Consider the following 20,334-nt stretch of genomic DNA (forward strand, 5'->3'; position numbering starts at 1 on the left):
TTTCATGATGCGGATGTATCAAAGTGTGATTAAGGTGACAATGAAATATGATTTTACTCTTCTTGATACATCCTCTTTTTATATTCAGTCCTGCAAAAATAACAATTACAGACCTAACAAGACCTCTTTCAATGCCGCCTGCGCCGACCACTCGCGGTTGGCAGCCTGCTCGATTACCAGCGAACGCGGGCCGTCGAGCACTTCGTCGGCCACCTTCATATTCCGGCGCACAGGAAGGCAGTGCATGAATTTGCCATTGTCGGTCAAAGCCATTTTAGCCTCGGTGATCATCCACGACGGATCGGTGTTCAGCACCTGTCCGTAGCTGTTGAATGACGACCAGTTTTTGCCATATACAAAATCCGCGCCTTCCAATGCCTTGTCCTGGTCGTAGATCACCTGGCCGCGGCCTACGAAATCGGGAGAAAGGTCATAACCTTCCGGGTGTGTGATCACGAGGTCCACATCCATCGGGTTCATCCATTCGCAGAACGAGTTGGCAACAGCTTGTGGCAATGCTTTGAAATGCGGCAGCCAGGTAAGCACCACTTTCGGGCGTTTTTTGAGCTTGAATTCTTCGATGGTAATGCAGTCGGCCAGCGATTGCAGCGGGTGCCGTGTTGCGGATTCGAGGTTCACGATCGGGGCATTTGCATATTTTTTGAATTGCTGGAAAACGAGTTCGGAATAATCCTTGTCGCGATCCTGCAAACCTGCGAACGAGCGTATACCGATGATATCGCAATAGCTGCCTATTACCGCTGCCGCTTCCTTCACGTGCTCCGCCTTGTCGCCATTCATGATCACACCTTCTTCCATTTCCAGTCCCCAACCATCCTGTCCGACATTCATCGTAATCACATTCAAGCCAAGGTTCTGGGCAGCTTTCTGCGTGCTGATCCTCGTCCTTAAACTCGAATTGAAAAACAACAGGCCTATGGTTTTGTTTTTTCCAAGCGTCTGATCTGCAAACGGGTCTTTTTTGGCTGCGATACCGCTGCTGATGAGCTGTGGGAGGTCGGTGACGTCTTTAATGGAAAGAAAGTGTTTCATTCAGGTTAAAATTTCGGAGATAGGTGTTCCTACTCTCAACTAGGACAAGGATGGTATTAGTTCAAAAAAATCAAACGGCTGCAACAGATACTTCTTTTTTCAACGCTTCCAGGAACTGATCAGCCTCGGTTTTGCCTAATGCGAGCGACGGCAGCAGCCGGATCGTGTTCGCGCCCGCTACGCCTGTGAACATTTTGTGTTCAAACAAAAGTTTGTTGCGCAGATCCTTCACCGGGAAATCATACTCAATCCCGATCATCAGCCCACGACCTCTCAACTCTTTATAGCCGCCAATCGCCTTAATGCCTTCGAACAGGTAATCCCCGATTTCAGCCGCATTCGCGATCAGGTTTTCTTTTTTCATAATGTCCAAAACGGCCACGCCCGCCGCGCAGGCCAGGTGGTTGCCACCGAAAGTCGTTCCCAGCAAACCATAGCTCGCTTTGAATTTCGGAGAGATCAAAATCCCGCCGATCGGGAAGCCGTTACCCATGCCTTTCGCCATTGACATAATATCCGGCTCGATGCCGCTGAACTGGTGTGAGAAGAACTTGCCGGTCCGTCCGTAGCCACATTGCACGCTGTCGAGGATCAGGATGGCGCCGGTTTCGTCGCATTTGCGTCTCAATGTTTGTAAAAACTCATCTGTGCAAACATTAATGCCCCCCACACCCTGGATACCTTCCACGATCACCGCGCAAACTTCGTCGGTAATGCCTTTCTCTGCGGCGGCAGCGTCGTTAAATGGCAGGAAGGTTACGTGCTCCTTGTAATTCACAGGTGCAACTATCGACGGGTTATCCGTAGCCGCCACGGCTCCGGCCGTACGGCCATGGAACGATTTCGTGAAGGAAATTACCTTCGTTCTGCCATTGTGAAAAGAAGCGAGTTTCAATGCATTCTCATTCGCCTCCGCGCCGGAGTTGCAGAGGAACAGTTTATAATCAGGATAGCCCGATAGCTCACCCAACTTCTCCGCCAGTTCCTCCTGGATAGAGATTTTGACAGAATTGGAATAAAAACTGATCGCATTCAACTGCTTCGTCAGCTTATCCACATAATAAGGGTGGCAATGGCCGACCGAAATCACCGCGTGACCGCCGTAAAGGTCAAGGTACTTGGTACCGTGTTGGTCCCATAGGTAGCTGCCTTCGGCTTTTACGGGTTCTATATCGTAAATGGGGTAGACGTCAAAAAGGTGTGACATTTTTTTGTGGTTTATCAGGCCAGTTCCAAAGTTTCGATTCTTTGAAAATGATCCTTGTTTAATGTTTTGATTGGTAATTGAAAAATGAGCGCCGTTATCAATTCATAGACTGTTACAGCCGAAACAAACAGTAAAGTGTCGTTCGGTAGTGACGCCAGGATTGTTTTTGACTTTTCAGGTTTCCGCAAATACTCGCCGAATATCCCGGTATCAATTACCAATCCTGTACTCTCCATTCATTCAAATGTTTTGCATTCTGTTCGAATACTTTGATATCTTCTTCGCTCCAAGTGGAAACTTTGGTGATTCTATCTTTCCAGTCAGTCAAATTTCCCGTCGGTTGTTTGGCTTTCTGTCTGAGCAGAAGCAAATTGGCAAATGCGACAAGTTGCTTTTGCTGCGTATCGCTTAACTGGTTATATGTTTGAATTAAATCGTTCATAGCAATCCTTCCGTTTACGCTCCAAACTAAAACAACTCAAATAGGATCATCAAAACGCCGGTGCTTTCAACCGAAGCCCTGCATCTTCCGGTAAACCGAACAGCAGGTTCATATTCTGTACCGCTTGCCCCGACGCACCTTTGGTCAGGTTATCGATAATGCTCGTGATCAGCAGCTGGCCGTCGTGCACTTCCAGGTGGACGAAGCATTTGTTGGTATTCACAATCTGCTTCAGGTCAATCGGCGTGTCGCTTACGTGCGTGAATAGGTGCGAGGCGTAAAAGTCTTTATAAATGGCTTTGGCCTCTTCCAAAGTGCCTTTGTAGCGCGTGTACACGTTGGCGATAATGCCGCGTGTGTAATCGCCGCGGTACGGCACGAAGTTCACCGGCTTATCGAAACCTGCCTGCAATTTGCCGAAAGTCATTTTGATTTCCGTCAAGTGCTGATGTGTGAATGCCTTGTAAATCGACATGTTGTTGTTACGCCACGTGAAATGCGTGGTCGCGCTCAATGCCTGTCCCGCACCCGTGCTGCCTGTAACGGCGCTTACGTGAACATCGTCTTTGATCAAACCTGCATTCGCCAGTGGTAAAACGGCCAATTCGATGCTCGTTGCAAAACAGCCCGGGTTGGCAATTTTAGTGGCGCTCTTGATCGCCTCGCGCTGCAATTCCGGCAAGCCATACACAAAGCCATTCGACTCATTTCGGAAATCCGTGCTGAGGTCGATCACTTTTACACTTTCCGGCAATTGATATTCATCCAGAAACTTCTTCGATTCGCCGTGGCCGGAGCATAGGAAAATCGCATTTAAGCCCGGCTGATCGAGCAACGGCTGGATATCATCTCCGGAAAATACCAGTTCAGTATCGCCCAGCAAATCCGTATGCGTCGCATAAACCGGTTTGCCCGCCTGGCTTTTGCTGTGCGCGAATGCGATGTTCACATTCGGGTGGTTGACAAGGATTCTGATCAGCTCGCCACCAGTATATCCGGCAGCGCCTATGATGCCTATTTTCAGAAAGTTTATGAGTTTATGAGTTAATGAGTCCATATTTTTAGTCTTACGAAGAGCGTACCGTTTTGATAAGGGAAATTAGTATTGCTTTGATTTCCTTTATTTCCAGATCACGATGCTCAAACACTTCATTAGTAATGTAATGTAGGTCTGTTGAAAGCAAAAGATAATATTCTGTTTCATGAAGAGATCCTAGGGATATTTGAAAAAAGTTTGCGACGTCAAGCGTTCCTTTTTTTACCACAACCTTCCGCAAGATTGGCGGCAATGGAAACCGACGAGCGTCGCATTTGAGAAATAAGGCCAAACGTTTCGCTTTTTGGGAGGAGGTCAGTCATTTTGTAAATCTCCAATACCAAAGCGTGAGATTTTTGCCAGACTTTAAGCTCATGATAGTTTTGCATATGACCCTAAACTCATAAACTTTAAACTCATTTACTTTTCCACCGAATCACTCACCTTACCATAAATCATCACCTGGTTCGAAGCTACTTTCGAGAAGCCGCGCACGTCGTCGCCGGTCCATGCATTGTTCATTTCGCCGTAGCTGCCGAATTTCGATGACATCAGGTCGAATGGCGACTCGATACCTTCTACGTGGAAGCGGTGCGGTGCGAGGTAGACGTGTACTTTACCCGTCACGTGCGACTGCGTATCGCTCAGGAATGTCTCGATGTTGCGCATTACCGGCTCTACAAACTGGCCTTTGTGCAGCAAGCTGCCGTACCAGTTGGCAAGCTGTTCTTTCCAGTACAATTGTTGTTCCGTCAAAACATGCTTTTCAAGCGTATGGTGCGCTTTGATGATGATCAGCGGAGCGGCAGCTTCGAAACCTACACGGCCTTTGATACCGATAATGGTGTCGCCCACGTGAATGTCCCGGCCGATACCGAATGGCTGTGCGATTTCAGCCAGCTTTTGAATGGCCGTAACCGGGTTTTCAAAAGTCTCACCTGCAACGCCTTTTAACTCACCACCTACAAATTCCAAGGTAATGCGCTCCGGCTCGGTCTTGGTGATTTGCGTAGGCCATGCGGATTCGGGCAGATATTGGTCGGAAGTCAAAGTTTCTTTGCCACCTACCGATGTTCCCCAGAGGCCTTTGTTGATGCTATACGCAGCCTTGGTCCAGTCGCGGGAAACGCCTTTGGCCGTCAGGTATTCAATTTCCGCTTCGCGGGAAAGTTTCAGGTCACGGATCGGGGTGATGATTTCAGCTTCAGGGACAATGATGCGGAAGGCCATATCGAAACGAACCTGGTCGTTCCCTGCACCTGTGCTGCCGTGTGCAATGGCGCTTGCACCGATTTCTTTGGCATATTCAGCCACCGCAACGGCTTGAAAGATACGCTCGGCGCTTACTGAAAGCGGGTAAGTGTTGTTTTTCAGGATATTGCCGAAGATCAGGTATTTGATGCAATCATTGTAATATTCCCTGGTCTTGGAAATAGTAGCATGTTGCTTCACGCCCAAAGCATAGGCATTCGCTTCGATTGTTTTCAGCTCTTCGTCGGAAAAACCACCGGTGTCAACCAAAACCGAGTACACTTCATAACCTCTGTCTTCGGCTAAATATTTTACACAAAAGGAGGTATCAAGTCCCCCTGAAAACGCTAATACTACTTTGGGCTGTGACATTATATATGAATTCTGATTAAATGCTTGATTTGCGGTGCAAAAGTACAAAAAAATACCCCGCTTCGGGCCTTTTTGGCTGCCGGGCGGGGTATTAAAAATGAGATACTAAAATCTATCAAGTGTCCGATACATTAGTGTACCAGCACGGCCCCGGCGTTTTTCTTTTTGGCGCGTTCTTCCCTTCGCAGCAAAATACGTTGCTTAATGCGCATCCAGCGCTCATAAAGGCTCGATTCTTTCAAGAAATCCCAGGTATGGCTTTCAGTTGCTGCCGCGGTACCGTTGTCAGGCGTGGCAGCAGGTTTCTTATCTTCCGGATCGTACATCATACCCGTGCAAAGACAGTGTTTTCTGTTGGTCCGGGTGAGAACGTCGTAATTCACGCAGCTCGCGCAGCCTTTCCAGAATGCATCGTCGGCGGGCAATTCGCTGAACGTTACTGGCTCGTAGCCCAAATCCGAGTTGATTTTCATCACCGGAAGGCTCGTAGTGATACCGATAATTTTGGCATCAGGATATTTTTGACGCGACAATTCGAATGCTTTCATTTTAATAGCCTTCGCCATGCCGCTGTTGCGGAAATCAGGATGTACGATCAAGCCCGAGTTCGCTACGAATTTTCCATGCTCCCAGGTTTCGATGTAACAAAATCCTACCCATTCGCCGGTGTTGGTGGTGGCAATGATGGCTTTTCCTTCCACCATTTTCTCCATAATGTACACTGGGGAACGTTTGGCTATACCGGTACCACGCTTTTTGGCGCTCTCCTCCATTTCCGCGCAGATTTGTTCGGCGTAATGGAGATGATTTTCATTGGCAGTCTGTACGATAAACTTACTGCCCACTACTTCGGTATTTTTCATTGATGTGACTATGCTGACAAAATGTTCAAGACAATAATTAACTAACCCAGAGAAAAACGATGGGACGTCTAGAAATTGTAAGAAATTGCGGGGATTAGATATTTACCACGTAGGTAAAAGGAGATTATGCGGTCCGTGGGGACCTGAATCGGAAAGGCGTAGTATGCAGAACTGTATGTATGCCGTTGTGATTCATTGACTTGCTTGTGCGTCTAAGAGGCTGCAAATTTTCAAAAAAAAAATCTTACAGCAAAGAAACAGAAGATATATTTTTATGGTTCGTTTTGAACGGTAAAGTTTCAAGAGAGCGGATTTGTGGGTGTGCCCTATTTTGTACTATTCTCACTTCGATCAACAATATTATTTCTTTAATTCAGTGGCTTTCATGTCTGCAATCAGTACCGACGACCTCCTCAACGGCTATATCAATGGCATATTTCCCATGGCCGAGGCAGATGGTACTATTTACTGGTACTCACCCAATCCTCGGGCCATTATTCCCATCGATACCTACAAGCCATCCAAATCGCTCCGGCCAGTTTTAAACAAAAAGTATTTCGATATCCGCATCGATACCGACTTCGAGGGCGTTATGCGGGGATGCGCGCTGCCACGGGCGAGTGAGCCGGGGACGTGGATTTCGGAGGAAATCATCGCTTCCTACACGGCATTGCATGAGCTCGGGTACGCGCACAGCGTGGAGGCCTGGCGTGAAGACCGGCTTGTCGGCGGGCTGTATGGAGTTTCTATTAATGGGGTGTTTTTTGGTGAATCGATGTTTACGATCGAGAGTAATGCATCGAAAGTCGCATTTCACTACCTGATCCAGCTGTTGAAATTGAACCGCTTCGCATTGCTGGACACCCAGTTTATCAATGATAATGTGCTTCGCTACGGTGCTATCGAAATCCCGCGCGATGAATATCTCGATCAGCTTCACAAGGCATTAAAACTCAGAAGGCAGTTCAACGGGGCGGTTTTAAGCGAATTATAATGTGCCAAATGCGTTGAGGGCGAGGGTAGGGCATCCGTTTTCGTTTGAAAAGAAGTATTTTTGGCGCCAGATTGATTACCGGGCGCCGGAAGTGGCGCCGCTTATTTAAATACCAAGTGTCAAAACCTATTCTCGTCATAAAATTCGGGACGGCCTCTATCACGCTTCCTTCGGGTGAACCTGATGTCAGGATCATTTCGGAAATAGCCCGGCAAGTTTCGGAAATCCATTCGCAATACCGCATTATTATCGTTTCTTCGGGTGCGGTAGGTGCAGGTAAGGCATATATCAATGATTATAGGGGCACCATGACCCAGCGAAAGGCGGCAGCATCAGTGGGTAATCCGCTGCTGGTAGGCCTCTATGCTTCCTATTTTGCCCCGAATAAAATTTACATTGCCCAAAGCCTTTGTGAGCGGCAGCATTTCGCGAACCGCAATAAATTCCTGCAACTCAAAGAAACTTTTGAAGAGCTCTGGTTGAACGGCATTATTCCGATTGTGAACGAAAACGACGTGGTCAGCGACCGCGAGCTGAAATTCTCGGATAATGATGAACTGGCTACCTTGCTGGCTGTTGGTTTTGGGGCCGAATCGCTGATGTTCTGTACTTCGGTGGGAGGGTTGTTAGACGAGGAAGGGAAAATCCTGCGGAACGTATCCAATGTGAACGAGGTTTTTAAGTTTGTCAGGACCGATAAATCTTTCCTCGGCCTCGGCGGAATGGCTTCCAAGCTCACATTCGCCAAACTCGCTTCCAGAATGGCCATTCGCGTAGTCATTTTTGGAATGAATCAGCCTAACGAACTGCTGAATGCATTGAAAGGAGAAGCGGGCACATTGATCACACCGGGTAAAAGCACATTATCTGCCCGTAACCGCTGGCTCGGAAGCGGCGGTCTGGTATCCGGCACGTTGCGTGTGGACGAAGGCGCTTCCAAAGCATTATTAAGGCGTAAGAGTTTGCTTGCGGTGGGTGTCACCGAAGTAACCGGCGATTTTGAAGCGGGTGAAATCATCGAAATATACTCGTCGGAAGACGAAATGATCGCGGTTGCACGGGCGCGCGAGACATCCTCGGCGATCCGCAGCAACCTGAAAACAGTTAATTTTGAAGTGGCGCATGCCAATGATATAGTTTTGTTATAATGGAATCGATAGTACCTCAATTAAAGGAAGCGCGGGAGGCCTCAGCTGCCGTTCGCCGGCTGACAGACAGGCAAAGGGCTGATTTGCTGATCAACCTTTCGGCCAGAGTGCTGGCCAATGCCGAAAACATCATCGCCGAAAACCGGAAAGACCTGGATTTGATGGATGATGCCGACCCGAAAAAAGATCGCCTGCTCCTGAATCAGAAGCGGATCAACGAACTGGCGCAAAGCCTGATCGAGGTAGCGGAGCTCCCGGACCCGACCGGCGAGGTATTTGTCGAAAAAACCATTCAGCAGGGACTTTCCCTGAAAAAGATCGCCGTACCGCTGGGCGTGGTAGGCGTTATTTATGAATCGCGCCCGAATGTGACGATCGACGTGGCTTCCCTGTGCCTGCGCTCCGCGAATGCGTGCGTGCTCAAAGGCGGGAAGGAAGCGCAAAACTCCAACAATTATCTGGTGAGCCTGATCCATGCGTCTTTGACGGAATTCGGTGTGCCCGCGGCTGCTGTTACGTTGTTGCCTACTGGTCGCGAGTTTGTCGGCGAGCTGTTGACGGCCATTCAATATGTGGATATCATCATTCCACGCGGTTCCGAGGGCTTGATCAAATTCGTACGTCAGAATTCAGTGGTCCCTACCATTGAAACTGGTGCAGGGGTCTGTCATACTTACATAGAAAAAACAGGTGACCTCGACAAAGGTGCGCAAATAGTTGTGAATGCAAAGGTCTCCAAACCGGCTGCTTGTAATGCGCTGGATACTGTTTTGGTTGATCGTGCGGTGGCAGGCGAGTTTTTGCCCAAATTGAGAGAAGACTTTATTAAATGGAATGTGGAGGTTTTCGCGGACGAAGAGTCCTATGATATTCTTCAAAAAGCGGAGTATCCTTACCTGCGACATGCCAGCGAAGACGATTTTGGAAAGGAATTCCTGGATTTCAAATGTTCGGTGAAAGTGGTCGATGGGCTGGAAGATGCTCTGAAACAGATCGAAAACTATTCATCGAGACATTCGGAGGCGATCATCTCAACTGATGAAGCGGCGATCGAAACATTTTTGAAAGAAGTAGATGCCGCTTCGGTGTATGCCAATGCTTCGACCCGTTTCACAGATGGCGGCGTGTTCGCATTGGGCGCAGAAATCGGTATCTCGACTCAAAAACTGCATGCCAGAGGCCCATTTGCATTGGAAAAACTCGTGACGGAGAAGTGGATTGTTAAAGGTGACGGACAAGTAAGATGGTAAACACTTTGGAAAATATACAAATACTCTCCAGGGAGGCCATCGCATTGTTGAAGAATCTGATCGAAACGCCTTCATTCAGTAGAGAGGAAGAGCATACCGCGAAAATTCTGGCGGACTTCTTTACGAAAAAGAACATTCCTTTTCATACCAAAAAGAATAACCTCTGGGCTTTCAACAAGTATTTCGACGCGAGTAAGCCGACAATGCTGCTCAACTCGCACCATGATACTGTGAAGCCGAATAAGTCCTGGACGCTAGATCCTTTCAAAGCGATTGAACAGGATGGAAAGCTGTATGGTTTGGGGAGTAATGATGCCGGCGGCTGCCTGGTTTCGTTAATTGCTACTTTTTGTTATTTCTACGAAAGAGAGGATCTTACCTATAATATTGCCATTGCCACCACAGCTGAGGAGGAGATTTCCGGAAAAGAAGGCCTTGAAATTGTAGCTCTGGAGTTACCGGAAATCGCATTTGCCATTGTAGGAGAGCCTACCGAAATGCATTTGGCGGTTGCGGAAAAAGGCCTGCTGGTACTGGATTGCACAGCAAAAGGCGTTTCCGGCCACGCGGCGCGTGAGGAGGGGGAGAATGCGATTTACAAAGCACTGAAAGATATTCAGTGGATTACAGAATACAAATTCCCCAAGGTATCCCCAACGCTCGGGCCGATCAAAATGTCGGTGACGATCATCAATGCGGGCACGCAGCATAATGTGGTGCCGGACGCCTGCACATTTACGATCGACGTGCGTGTGACGGATCAGTACACTTTGGAAGAGGTTATTTCTGAAATTAAAGCAAATATTCAATCAGAAGTTACGCCGCGATCGATTCGCTTGCGCCCATCCAGCATTCCAATGGATCATCCGATTGTGTTGGAAGGTTTGAAACTGGGCCGTAACGCGTACGGTTCTCCGACAACTTCGGACCAGGCATTACTCGATTGCCCGTCGTTGAAAATGGGTCCGGGACATTCCGCACGCTCGCATAGCGCGGATGAATTTATTTATCTGCATGAAATTGAAGAAGGTATTGCCCAGTATATTAAAATGGTCGAGGGCGTTGTGACCCGATAATTTACTATACTTGCCAAAGCGAACTAACCGTGTTTTGGCATGCGATTCTACACCGAAGAAGATATCCAGACTTTCGATAACGTCCGGTTTTTGCATATTAAAACTGCAAAGGCCGGACATCTTTTTACCATCACATTAGCCCGACCTGAGAAGCGCAATGCATTCACTCCGACAATGGCGGAAGAAATCATTTATGCATTGGCCTACGCGCATTATCGAACGGATATCCGGTGTGTAGTACTGAAAGCCGAAGGGCCGGTGTTTTGTGCCGGGGCCGATTTGAATGCATTTCATGATCCTTCTGCGAATGCTATGAATGATTTATTGCCACGAATACACGGAGAGGCACGAATGGGGGATGCTTTCAATGACTTGCTAAAACCTTGTATTGCACAGGTAGAGGGGCCGGTGCTGGCTGGGGGCTTTCTTATGATTTGCGGCTGTACGTTCGTTTTCAGTGTGCCGGGGGCTACATTCAGTTTGCCGGAGGTAAAGCGGGGAATCTGGCCGATGCAGGTAATGGCGTCGCTTTCACCCATTTTGCCGCAACGGAAGATTCTCGAAATGTCGATAACCGGAAAGGCTTATTCAGCTAAGGAAGCGCTGGAAATGGGCCTGATTACGCATTTGGCTGAAAATATTGAAGAGGAAGTAATTGCGCTGGCTACCCAAGTTTGCGAGAGCGCGCCATTGGCAATACAAGCAGGAATGCAAAGCTTGCAGCAATTAAAGGATATCCCTCAAAATGAGCAGCATACTTTTCTGAAAAGGGAATTAGACAAACTTCTCCAAACAGAAGATTCAAGAGAAGGCGCACTAGCCTTCAGAGAAAAGCGGGAACCCATCTGGAAAGGAAAGTAGTTGATCGCCGAAAGCCGAAAGCCGAAAGCCGAAAGCCGAAAGCCGTTAATTCACTGGCACAATCTCGATTTCCTCCCCATACCGGTTATGGAACTTGAAATCCACCACGCCCAGCGACGAGTCTTTGATCAGTTTCACCCAGGTTTTGTAATGGAAGAACCATTTTACCTGCTCGGAAATCAGCCCTTTGGTGAAATACGAATGCAGGAACGGATGGAGCGAAATGGTAATGCCGCGCTCGTTCTGTTTGGTGAGAATGTAATCGAGGTTGTTGGCGATCACGTCGGATACGAGAATGCTCGCCTGGATCGTGCCCGTACCACCGCAAGTAGGGCAGGTTTCGCGGGTGACGATGTTCATTTCCGGCCTCACACGCTGACGCGTGATTTGCAGCAAGCCGAATTTAGATAGTGGCAAAACGGTGTATTTCGACCGGTCGCCCTTCATTTCATCACGCATAACGTCGAACAGCGTGCGCTTGTTCTCTGCCTTTTTCATGTCGATAAAGTCGACAACGATAATACCGCCCATATCGCGCAGGCGCAACTGGCGGGCAATTTCCTTGGCTGCTTCGAGGTTGACGCTCAATGCAGTAGCTTCCTGATCCTCTTCGGAATTGGATTTGTTGCCACTGTTGACATCGATTACGTGCAAGGCTTCCGTATGCTCGATGATCAGGTAACCGCCATTAGGAAGGCTGACCGAGCGACCGAACAGCGATTTGATCTGTTTTTCCAGACCGAATTGTTCAAACAGCTTATTCTTGCCATTGTGCAGGCGAAGAATGTTTTCCTTCTCCGGTGCGATGTTGTGGATGTATGCTTTGATGTCATCATAAACATCCTTAGAATCTACGGTAATGCTGTCGAAGGACTCGTTGAGCATATCGCGGATGATCGAAGACGCGCGGTTCATTTCACCGATCACGCGGTCGCGCGGTTTGGCATCGCGAAGCGCTTTGATACCGTTTTCCCATTTGTCCAGACAGTCCTGCAAATCCTTGTTGAGCTCGTCCACGTCCTTTCCGGTAGCTACCGTGCGGATTATCACCCCAAAATTCTGAGGTTTGATGGACGACATCAGCCTTTGCAAGCGGTTTCGCTCCTGCTTGTCGGTGATCTTCTTGGAAAGGTTGACTGAATTGGAGAATGGGACGAGTACAATATACCGTCCGGCTATCGAAATGTCGCACGAAAGCCTCGGGCCTTTGGTAGAAATAGGCTCCTTGACGATCTGAACCAGGATTGGCTGGTTCTTAGAAAGAACTTTATCGATTTTTCCAAGCTTCTCGATTTCCGGCTCCATCTTGAAATTTTTCAAGTTGCCCGAATGCGTCCGCTTGGCGATTACGTCCTTGGTGAGCTTGTTCAGCGAGTTGATATTAGGCCCCAAATCGAGGTAATGCAGGAACGCATCTTTTTCAAAACCAACGTCAACAAAGGCAGCATTGAGCCCTGCCACCAGCTTCCGCACAGTACCGAGGTAAATGTCGCCTACGGTAAAGCTCTGATCCGGTGTTTCTACGTGATATTCTAAAAGACGTTTATCCTGCAAAAGGGCTATACGCTCTCCCTTTTGAGTAGAATTGATTAGTAATTCGTTACTCAATGTTCAACCAACTGAATGGCTCGATAATGTTGATACTTAACTCCCCGCATATCAGACTGTTAGCGGGATACAAACGTGGGGAATAAGGATGACCGGATCTTAATATTAAAACCCGGTCATAGCCAATTATTTCTTCTTATGTCTGTTTTTTCTGAGTCTTTTCTTTCTCTTGTGAGTGGAGATCTTATGTCTTTTTCTCTTTTTTCCGCAAGGCATGATTATGTCGTTTTATAAAATAAGTAATGTATTTCCTTTATGATCTGATGATCAGTTGCCCAGACGGCCCTCCAACTCGCCAATGGCTTGCTGGATTACCGGGTCTTTCTCCTCTTTTTTAACCTCCGACAGAACTTTGCTTGCTTGTTCTTTGTCACCCAATTCTACGAGCGAAAGGCCAAGATAGAACTTAGCTTTCGTATTCTTAGGATTGTTGGTTAAAATCTGTCTGAACCTGTCAGCAGCTTTTGAATATTGGTTCGATCTCATGGACAGGATCCCCAGATTGAACAATGCCAGTTCGTTGGTAGGATCCGCGTCGATCACCTCGCGGAGCATCAGAATACCCTGCATCGGGTTCTCTGTATTCACATAGGTCATCGCCATGTTGGCTTTTGCAGTCAACAGTCCAGGATTCTGGTCAATTGCTTTTTGGTAATATTCGCGGGTTTTGATACCCAAGTTCTTTGCTTTCTGCTCGTCCACTGCGAATCCGTACGCCTCATAGTAGCGGTCGCCCGCACGCATCAGGTTTTCGATAGCAGGGGAGAGCAGGGCCACTTTCTCGGCATAGAATGCAGCGCTGTCAAATTTTTGAAGCTTCGCAAACTCGTCTGAAAGCTTGATGCCCGCAGCAACCTTGTCTTTATCACCCGCTTGATTGAAGCCGCTTCTGAGCTGATCTACAATTTTCTGTTGATCAGGAGTTAAAGCGGCTCCATCATGCGATTTGGAAGAGGACTCAGCAGCATTTGCTGCCGCAGCGGCAGCCGGCTGGCCTTTCTCCTTGTCCATCTCTTTGCCCTTGTTGTTTACGACGACCTTGGGAAGGCTGAACAGCGTTCCTACCAGTGCTACCGCAAGCACGCAAGAAAGTAAAATGGACTTTTTCATACTCTTATAACCCAACCTTTTCAGGTAAATTACTTTTCAGCGACTGCTTTCAGTTTGTCACTTTCTTTTACCTGCTCAACAAAAACTTTTGCAGGCTTGAAGCTTGGTACAAAGTGCTCGTCAATAATCATGGAAGTTCCCTTTGAAATATTGCGGGCCACTTTGCGCGCACGTTTTTTGTTGATGAAACTACCGAAACCTCTAACATAAAGGTTCTCACCATCAGAAAGTGAGTCCTTTACCACGGTAAAAAACGATTCTAGCGTTTGCTGAACGTCGCCCTTGTCTACGCCTGTTTTCTCGGAAATCTGTGCGATTACGTCTGCCTTAGTCACTTTGATTGTTTACTTTAAGTGGATATTATTTCATTAATTTACTTACTCCTGTAAATTTTGGGAACACAAAGGTACGGTAATTTTAATAAAACTTAAAAGGATGATCTTCCCCTTTTTTATATAATTCATTAAAAAACAGTGCACATAAGTAAAAATAATATGATACCGGATGATTTGGAGGTGATTGATTTTAACAGAAGACTCAAATCCTGGTATCTTGAAAACCACCGCTCGTTGCCTTGGCGGGAAACCAAAGACCCATATAAAATTTGGTTATCGGAGGTGATTCTCCAGCAAACCCGTGTAGTCCAGGGGTTACCTTACTATGAGCGTTTTACCGACCAGTATCCCACGGTGTTTGACCTCGCAGCTGCCGATGAGCGCGATGTGCTGCGGTTATGGCAGGGACTCGGCTACTACTCCCGCGCACGCAACATGCATTTCACGGCCCGGCAGGTTGTGAACGACTACAACGGAAGATTTCCCGAAAGCGCTGAAAAGCTTTTAAAACTAAAAGGCCTCGGGCAATATACTGCATCAGCCATCGCTTCCTTCGCATTCGACGAGGTAGTACCGGCGATTGATGGGAATGTGTACCGCGTAATGGCTCGTATTTTCGGTATTCAGTCGGATATGCTGGGTAATGAGGGGAAAAAGGAGTTTGCTGCGGTGGCGAAGCAGCTGGTATCCAAGGAGGACCCTGCTACCTATAACCAGGCGATGATCGAGTTCGGGGCATTGCAATGCGTGCCGGCGTCGCCGAATTGCGCGGTCTGTATTTTCAATGACCGCTGTTTTGCTTATATGCATCAAATGCAGGGGCAGCTGCCTGTCAAAATCAAGAAGCTGACCGTCAAACATCGTTATTTGAACTACATTATCATGAAGCGAGGCGACAGGCTCGCCATGCACGAACGCCGCGGCCGCGATATCTGGAAAGGTCTCTATGATTTCCAACTTATCGAATCCAAAGCCCCAGTCACATGTCCAGACTCCCTGACACTACTTGACCCGAATTTCCAAGACCTCCTGAAAAAAGGCCGCCTGACAGAAATACCCAAAGTGTATTCGCACATCCTTACACACCAGCGCTTGCAGGTACGGTTCTGGTGGCTCGAAATTCCTGAAACCGAAAGGATAGATTTACCCCACGGAATGGCTTTTTACAGTCATGAGGAAGTCGAAGTGCTTCCGAAGCCAATTCTGATCGATACCGTTTTGCGGGAGGAAAATTACCTCTGACCGCCTGATCATTGCTGCGGGCAACGAGCTTGTAATAGTATTGCATGAAAATAGAAATGTGGTTTAAGTAATATATTTTTGAACTAAACGCTTAACCGAGTGTCAATCATGGGAAGTTTCAGTTTGAATGCCAGCCAGATCGCCGACTATAATCGCGACGGCTATATTGTTGTCAAAAGTCTCTTTTCTGCCGAGGAAGTGGACAAATTATATCGGACGGCGCTGGAAAATTCGGTAATGCAGAAGAATGCGATGGACTTGAACGACCAGTCGGGGAAGAAGACAAAACTATCGCTTTGGTTCACGCCGGGCGACGATGTGTTCGGGTATCTGATCCGCAGCGAAAGAATGGTCAATTCGGTATGGCAGTTGTTGCAGCAGGATAGCCAGGTTTGTCATTTTCATACCAAACTCATGCAAAAAGAGCCGAAGGTCGGCGGTGCGTGGGAATGGCACCAGGACTATGGGTATTGGTATAAGAACCAGTTCATTTTTCCCGATCAGCTTATGAGCGTGATGATCGCATTAACACCCGCTAATAAGGAAAATGGGTGTTTACAGGTGATTAAGGGTTCACACAAAATGGGCCGCGTGAACCACGGCTTCGCAGGCGAGCAGGTAGGTGCGGACATGGAAATGGTGAACCATGCATTGAAAACGATGGACCTTATCTACTGCGAATTGGAGCCCGGCGACGCATTGTTTTTCCATAGTAACCTCATGCACCGTTCGGAAGCGAACCTGTCGGATCATCCGCGCTGGTCGCTCATTTCGTGTTATAACTCGCAATCCAACATCGCCTATGCTGAAACTTCAACCTCGTGGCGGGTACCAGTTTCCATCGTGCCGGATCACGCATTGCTGGAATGGAATGCCGAGTCGTTCGAAAACGCGGATTTCCTCAAAAAGGAGAACGACCCGGCGTTGAAATCCACTGGCTGGGAGAATGAAGTGAAGACGTCATGAATCGTCATGCGCAGTAATTTATAGTCATGGGCGGTCAGGTATCGTCATTTGTCGTCATGTATGGTCAATCTTGACGAATATTTCCTAACAATGACTGACCGTACGTGACAACACTTGACCATACATGACTATACCTGACTACTTCCTGACCTCTAATGACAATACACAACCTGTTCCTAAAACTTTAAACTAAATACTATATGCAGAAAATCGCAATGCTCGGCTCCGGCTTCATCGGACGTTTTTATGCGGAATCCATCCATGGTCAGCGCAGCCGCGATCGTGTGGTGGCCATTTACGCGCGGCGGGAAGAAAGCGCCAAAAAGTTTGCCGACGATTACGGCTGCGATTTCTGGTCGTCGAACATGGAAGAGGTGATCGGGCATCCCGATGTGAATATGGTGTGCATTGCATTGCCCAATAATGTTCATGAACAGGCTGTATTGCTTTGCGCGAAGCATAAGAAGGCGGTAGTATCAACCAAGCCGCTGGGCCGCAATGGCGCGGAGGCATTACGTATGCTGAAAGCGGTAGAGGAAGCTGGGATTTTTGCTGGTTACCTGGAAGATTTGTGCTACACACCCAAATTCCTGAAATCGCTTGAAAGTGTTAAAAACGGTTCGCTTGGTCGCATTATCTGGGCGAAGTCGCGCGAGGCGCACCCGGGCCCGCATAGTGAGTGGTTCTGGGATATCGAGCAGGCGGGCGGCGGCTGCATCCTGGATTTGGGATGCCATTGCATTGAAATATCGCGGAATTTTATTGGCAAGGATATCAAACCCGTAGAGGTAATGTGCTGGGCCGATACGCAGGTGAAGCCGATAGATGCCGAAGATCATGCGATTGCATTGGTTAAATACGAAAACGGCGCCATCGGGCAGTTTGAGGTGAGCTGGACGTTCCGGGGTGGGATGGATTTGCGTGATGAAGTAATGGGGACCGAGGGGACGATCTGGATTAATAACTTTTTGCGGACCGGCTTCGAAATGTTCACGACCGGGCAAAACCCGGATGGCACCGGCGAAGAATATGTGGCCGAAAAAGCCGAAAGCAATACCGGTTGGCTGTTCCCGGTGGGCGACGAGGTGAACGACCTCGGGTATAATCATATGTTCACGGATATGTTCAATTCTGCTGAAAAGGGAAATGCGCCAGCGGAGACGTTTTATGATGGCTACATTGTGAATGCGGTGATCGATGCGGCTTATAAATCGGCCAAATCGAAGCTTTGGGAAAAAGTGGAACTTCCAGTGTGGCGTGGGCGTGAAGGCGTGGAGAAGCCTTCCAACTATGTTTCGTACAATGAAACGCACTACCTGATCAAGCAGGAAGTGACGCACGACGGCCGCAACAAACTGATCCTGAAAGACAAGGTTACCGGCAAGATCACCGAACAGGATATTTAGCGGACATTTCTCGCGGGAAATGTCTATATTTAAAGTTGCAACAAACATTAACCACGTTAAAAAATCATGGCAGGAAGTGTTAATAAAGTAATTCTGATCGGTAACCTGGGCAGTGACCCGGAAGTCCGGTACCTGGAAAGCGGGTCAGCGGTGGCGAAGTTCAATATCGCGACTACCGAGACTTATACAAACAAAAATGGCGAGCGCGTCGATAATACCGAATGGCACCGCATTGAACTTTGGGAGGGATTAGCGAAAGTGGCTGAAAAATACCTCAAAAAAGGAAACCAGGTATATATCGAAGGACGTATCCGCACCGATACATGGACGGATAAGGAAGGTCAGCAGCGCACTGGTGTGACGATCCGGGCGAACAGCATGACGTTATTGGGAGGTCCTTCGGGCGGTGGACAGGGCGGCGATTATAGCCAGAGTGGCCAGCAAGGCGGATACCAGCAATCCGGCAATGCGCCGCGCGGCAACAATGCCCCACGGCCATCGGATCCGATACCGCCATCGATGGCGGCCGGCAATAACGATGACGACGATCTGCCGTTCTGATGCATTCGACGAACTAATGACGAATCCCGCTTAAAAATGTATTTATTCCGAAATAGATACAGTTATTAAGCGGGATTCGCTACATTTATCTGATTGAATACCTATTTTGAACATTCTCTGACATTTCGTGAAAGAAACAGAAGACAGTGACGACCCGCTTGCCCGAACGCGTACGGGGATTCATTTTCCCCAGAAAAGTACGCAAACCACTCTGGCAGGGGTGCTCATACCCTTTGATTTCCTGGCTCCTTACGACTTCATTCTAGTAATTTTCCTGTTCATTATCTCCCTGTTCCTGTCGGGAATCCGAGCAGCCTATGCGGCTTCCGGCGCCATGGAAAACCCCTGGGAGCGCAAGGCGGAAGGCGATAGTCAATTACCTACACGTATCCAGCAACTGGCGCTTTCTTTGGTGCAGCGCGGCATTACGCTGTTTGCATTGCTTTTGGCAGCACGGTTGGCATGGCTGCATATGCAGGCGGGGAGCGTGGAAATGGTCCGCTGGGCGGTATTGGCGTTCCTGGTTATCTGGATTTGGCTCGATGCGATGGTGCGGTATAACAGCGCACGCAACGCGCAGGAGTTCATTCCCAAAATAGCAGGTCTTACGCAGTTTCTTATTAAAATCTGCAAACCGCTCACCCAGCCGATCATGAAGCTAGGGTACTCATTCGGTGTGCTTACACCGCAGGGCGCCGAGATTACCACTGAAATGCTGGAAGCTAAGGCAGAAAGTGAAGAAGAAACCGATCTGCTGCGTGGGCTGGCCAATTTCCGGCAAACCAATGCACGGAAAGCTATGCAGGCTAGGGTGCAAATTACCGCATTCGATATAGAACTCGATTTTCACGAGTTGATGGACCGCATTAATAAGTCGGGTTACTCGCGCGTACCGGTTTATCGCGACGATCTCGACCATGTGGAGGGTATTTTAAATGTAAAAGACCTCTTGCCGCATATTCATCTGGATGAGCATTTCAACTGGCAGAAGCTGTTGCGTCCGGTCTATTTCATCCCCGAAAGCAAGCGCCTTGACGACCTGATGAAGGACTTTCAGAACCGGCGCGTGCATATGGCCATCGTGGTCGACGAGTACGGTGGAACCAGCGGATTGATTACCCTGGAAGATATTATCGAAGAAATTTTCGGGGATATTAATGATGAATATGACGAAGACGAAGAGGTGAATTATACGCAGGTCGATGAGCATACCTATGTATTCGAAGGCAAAGTGCTGATTAACGACCTTTGCCGCATTCTGAATCTCGAAACCGACTACTTTGATGAAGTTAGGGGCAATAGTGAATCTTTGGCGGGACTATTACTGGAACTGTTTTCGCGACTCCCGCGGACCGGAGAAATTGCTACGCATCGGGAAGTAACATTTAAGGTACAGTCGGCCGATAAGAAGCGCATCAAAAAAGTGCGGGTGCTGGTATCCTGATGGCAGTCGGCTTTCGGCTGTCAGCAATCGGCCTTGGCGGATTGCGGTCTTTAATTTTTCTCCGGATAAACGAAGTTGCCGATCGCCGAAAGCCGGCGGCTGAAAGCTG

21 protein-coding genes are annotated in these 20,334 nt (G+C 48.2%); 10 read left to right on the forward strand and 11 right to left on the reverse strand.

From position 1 onward, the window contains the following. Positions 1-105: 105 nt before the first annotated feature. The 8 genes from AC2YIT_RS10090 to AC2YIT_RS10125 all read right to left on the reverse strand — a co-directional run bounded on the left by AC2YIT_RS10090 (position 106) and on the right by AC2YIT_RS10125 (position 6,224). Complete coding sequence (locus AC2YIT_RS10090; RefSeq protein WP_487279092.1) at positions 106-1,053, reverse strand: N-acetylornithine carbamoyltransferase; 948 nt, start codon at positions 1,051-1,053, stop codon at positions 106-108. Between the two features lie 70 nt (positions 1,054-1,123). Next, positions 1,124-2,260 carry an aspartate aminotransferase family protein gene (locus AC2YIT_RS10095; protein WP_487279093.1) on the reverse strand — a complete coding sequence of 379 codons (1,137 nt, stop codon included), beginning with the start codon at positions 2,258-2,260 and terminating at the stop codon, positions 1,124-1,126. A 214-nt stretch (positions 2,261-2,474) separates the two neighbouring features. Beyond that, positions 2,475-2,702: a hypothetical protein gene (locus AC2YIT_RS10100; protein ID WP_487279094.1), complete on the reverse strand. Its 228-nt coding sequence runs from the start codon at positions 2,700-2,702 to the stop codon at positions 2,475-2,477. Positions 2,703-2,751: 49 nt separating this feature from the next. Continuing rightward, positions 2,752-3,759, reverse strand: a complete 1,008-nt coding sequence (argC, locus tag AC2YIT_RS10105) for an N-acetyl-gamma-glutamyl-phosphate reductase (protein WP_487279095.1) — start codon at positions 3,757-3,759, stop codon at positions 2,752-2,754. A gap of 10 nt (positions 3,760-3,769) precedes the next feature. Next, entirely contained in the window at positions 3,770-3,967 is a 198-nt protein-coding gene (locus AC2YIT_RS10110; protein WP_430844390.1) for a four helix bundle protein, read from the reverse strand. Next, a complete protein-coding gene (locus AC2YIT_RS10115; RefSeq protein ID WP_430844392.1) occupies positions 3,945-4,127 on the reverse strand; it encodes a four helix bundle protein in 183 nt (60 codons plus the stop codon). The genes AC2YIT_RS10110 and AC2YIT_RS10115 overlap by 23 nt, the downstream gene beginning before the upstream one ends. Before the next feature lie 31 nt (positions 4,128-4,158). Beyond that, positions 4,159-5,361, reverse strand: a complete 1,203-nt coding sequence (gene argG, locus AC2YIT_RS10120; protein ID WP_487279096.1) for an argininosuccinate synthase — start codon at positions 5,359-5,361, stop codon at positions 4,159-4,161. A 131-nt stretch (positions 5,362-5,492) separates the two neighbouring features. After that, entirely contained in the window at positions 5,493-6,224 is a 732-nt protein-coding gene (locus AC2YIT_RS10125; RefSeq protein ID WP_430844395.1) for a GNAT family N-acetyltransferase, read from the reverse strand. A gap of 385 nt (positions 6,225-6,609) precedes the next feature. On the opposite strand from AC2YIT_RS10125, the gene aat reads away from it, so the two are divergent. The 5 genes from aat to AC2YIT_RS10150 all read left to right on the forward strand — a co-directional run bounded on the left by aat (position 6,610) and on the right by AC2YIT_RS10150 (position 11,553). Continuing rightward, the gene (aat, locus tag AC2YIT_RS10130; RefSeq protein WP_430844396.1) at positions 6,610-7,218 is read left to right on the forward strand and encodes a leucyl/phenylalanyl-tRNA--protein transferase; all 609 of its coding nucleotides are present in this window, start codon (positions 6,610-6,612) and stop codon (positions 7,216-7,218) included. A 116-nt stretch (positions 7,219-7,334) separates the two neighbouring features. Continuing rightward, a complete protein-coding gene (gene proB, locus AC2YIT_RS10135) occupies positions 7,335-8,366 on the forward strand; it encodes a glutamate 5-kinase (RefSeq protein WP_430844398.1) in 1,032 nt (343 codons plus the stop codon). After that, positions 8,366-9,616 carry a glutamate-5-semialdehyde dehydrogenase gene (locus AC2YIT_RS10140; RefSeq protein ID WP_487279097.1) on the forward strand — a complete coding sequence of 417 codons (1,251 nt, stop codon included), beginning with the start codon at positions 8,366-8,368 and terminating at the stop codon, positions 9,614-9,616. The genes proB and AC2YIT_RS10140 overlap by 1 nt, the downstream gene beginning before the upstream one ends. Next, the gene (locus AC2YIT_RS10145; RefSeq protein ID WP_487279098.1) at positions 9,610-10,692 is read left to right on the forward strand and encodes a M20 family metallo-hydrolase; all 1,083 of its coding nucleotides are present in this window, start codon (positions 9,610-9,612) and stop codon (positions 10,690-10,692) included. The genes AC2YIT_RS10140 and AC2YIT_RS10145 overlap by 7 nt, the downstream gene beginning before the upstream one ends. Before the next feature lie 39 nt (positions 10,693-10,731). Beyond that, a complete protein-coding gene (locus tag AC2YIT_RS10150; protein ID WP_487279099.1) occupies positions 10,732-11,553 on the forward strand; it encodes an enoyl-CoA hydratase/isomerase family protein in 822 nt (273 codons plus the stop codon). Positions 11,554-11,598: 45 nt separating this feature from the next. Here AC2YIT_RS10150 and AC2YIT_RS10155 read toward each other — a convergent pair whose 3' ends face one another. The 3 genes from AC2YIT_RS10155 to AC2YIT_RS10165 form a co-directional block, all read right to left on the reverse strand. Then, on the reverse strand, positions 11,599-13,161 hold the full coding sequence (locus tag AC2YIT_RS10155) for an Rne/Rng family ribonuclease (protein WP_430844402.1): 1,563 nt from the start codon (positions 13,159-13,161) through the stop codon (positions 11,599-11,601). Between the two features lie 267 nt (positions 13,162-13,428). Next, positions 13,429-14,271 carry a tetratricopeptide repeat protein gene (locus tag AC2YIT_RS10160; RefSeq protein ID WP_487279100.1) on the reverse strand — a complete coding sequence of 281 codons (843 nt, stop codon included), beginning with the start codon at positions 14,269-14,271 and terminating at the stop codon, positions 13,429-13,431. Positions 14,272-14,300: 29 nt separating this feature from the next. Then, positions 14,301-14,606 (reverse strand): HU family DNA-binding protein, encoded by a 306-nt coding sequence (locus AC2YIT_RS10165; RefSeq protein ID WP_015813879.1) that lies wholly within the window; start codon positions 14,604-14,606, stop codon positions 14,301-14,303. A 159-nt stretch (positions 14,607-14,765) separates the two neighbouring features. Between AC2YIT_RS10165 and mutY the strand changes: the two genes are divergently transcribed. From mutY to AC2YIT_RS10190, 5 genes are all read left to right on the forward strand, one after another. Then, on the forward strand, positions 14,766-15,848 hold the full coding sequence (gene mutY, locus AC2YIT_RS10170) for an A/G-specific adenine glycosylase (RefSeq protein WP_487279101.1): 1,083 nt from the start codon (positions 14,766-14,768) through the stop codon (positions 15,846-15,848). Between the two features lie 108 nt (positions 15,849-15,956). Then, positions 15,957-16,814 carry a phytanoyl-CoA dioxygenase family protein gene (locus AC2YIT_RS10175; protein WP_487279102.1) on the forward strand — a complete coding sequence of 286 codons (858 nt, stop codon included), beginning with the start codon at positions 15,957-15,959 and terminating at the stop codon, positions 16,812-16,814. A 200-nt stretch (positions 16,815-17,014) separates the two neighbouring features. Continuing rightward, positions 17,015-18,220: a Gfo/Idh/MocA family protein gene (locus tag AC2YIT_RS10180; RefSeq protein WP_487279103.1), complete on the forward strand. Its 1,206-nt coding sequence runs from the start codon at positions 17,015-17,017 to the stop codon at positions 18,218-18,220. Positions 18,221-18,286: 66 nt separating this feature from the next. Continuing rightward, complete coding sequence (locus AC2YIT_RS10185) at positions 18,287-18,781, forward strand: single-stranded DNA-binding protein (RefSeq protein WP_430844410.1); 495 nt, start codon at positions 18,287-18,289, stop codon at positions 18,779-18,781. Positions 18,782-18,908: 127 nt separating this feature from the next. Beyond that, complete coding sequence (locus AC2YIT_RS10190; RefSeq protein WP_430844411.1) at positions 18,909-20,225, forward strand: transporter associated domain-containing protein; 1,317 nt, start codon at positions 18,909-18,911, stop codon at positions 20,223-20,225. Positions 20,226-20,334: the final 109 nt, after the last annotated feature.

Source organism: Dyadobacter sp. SRI_021 (assembly GCF_057586235.1).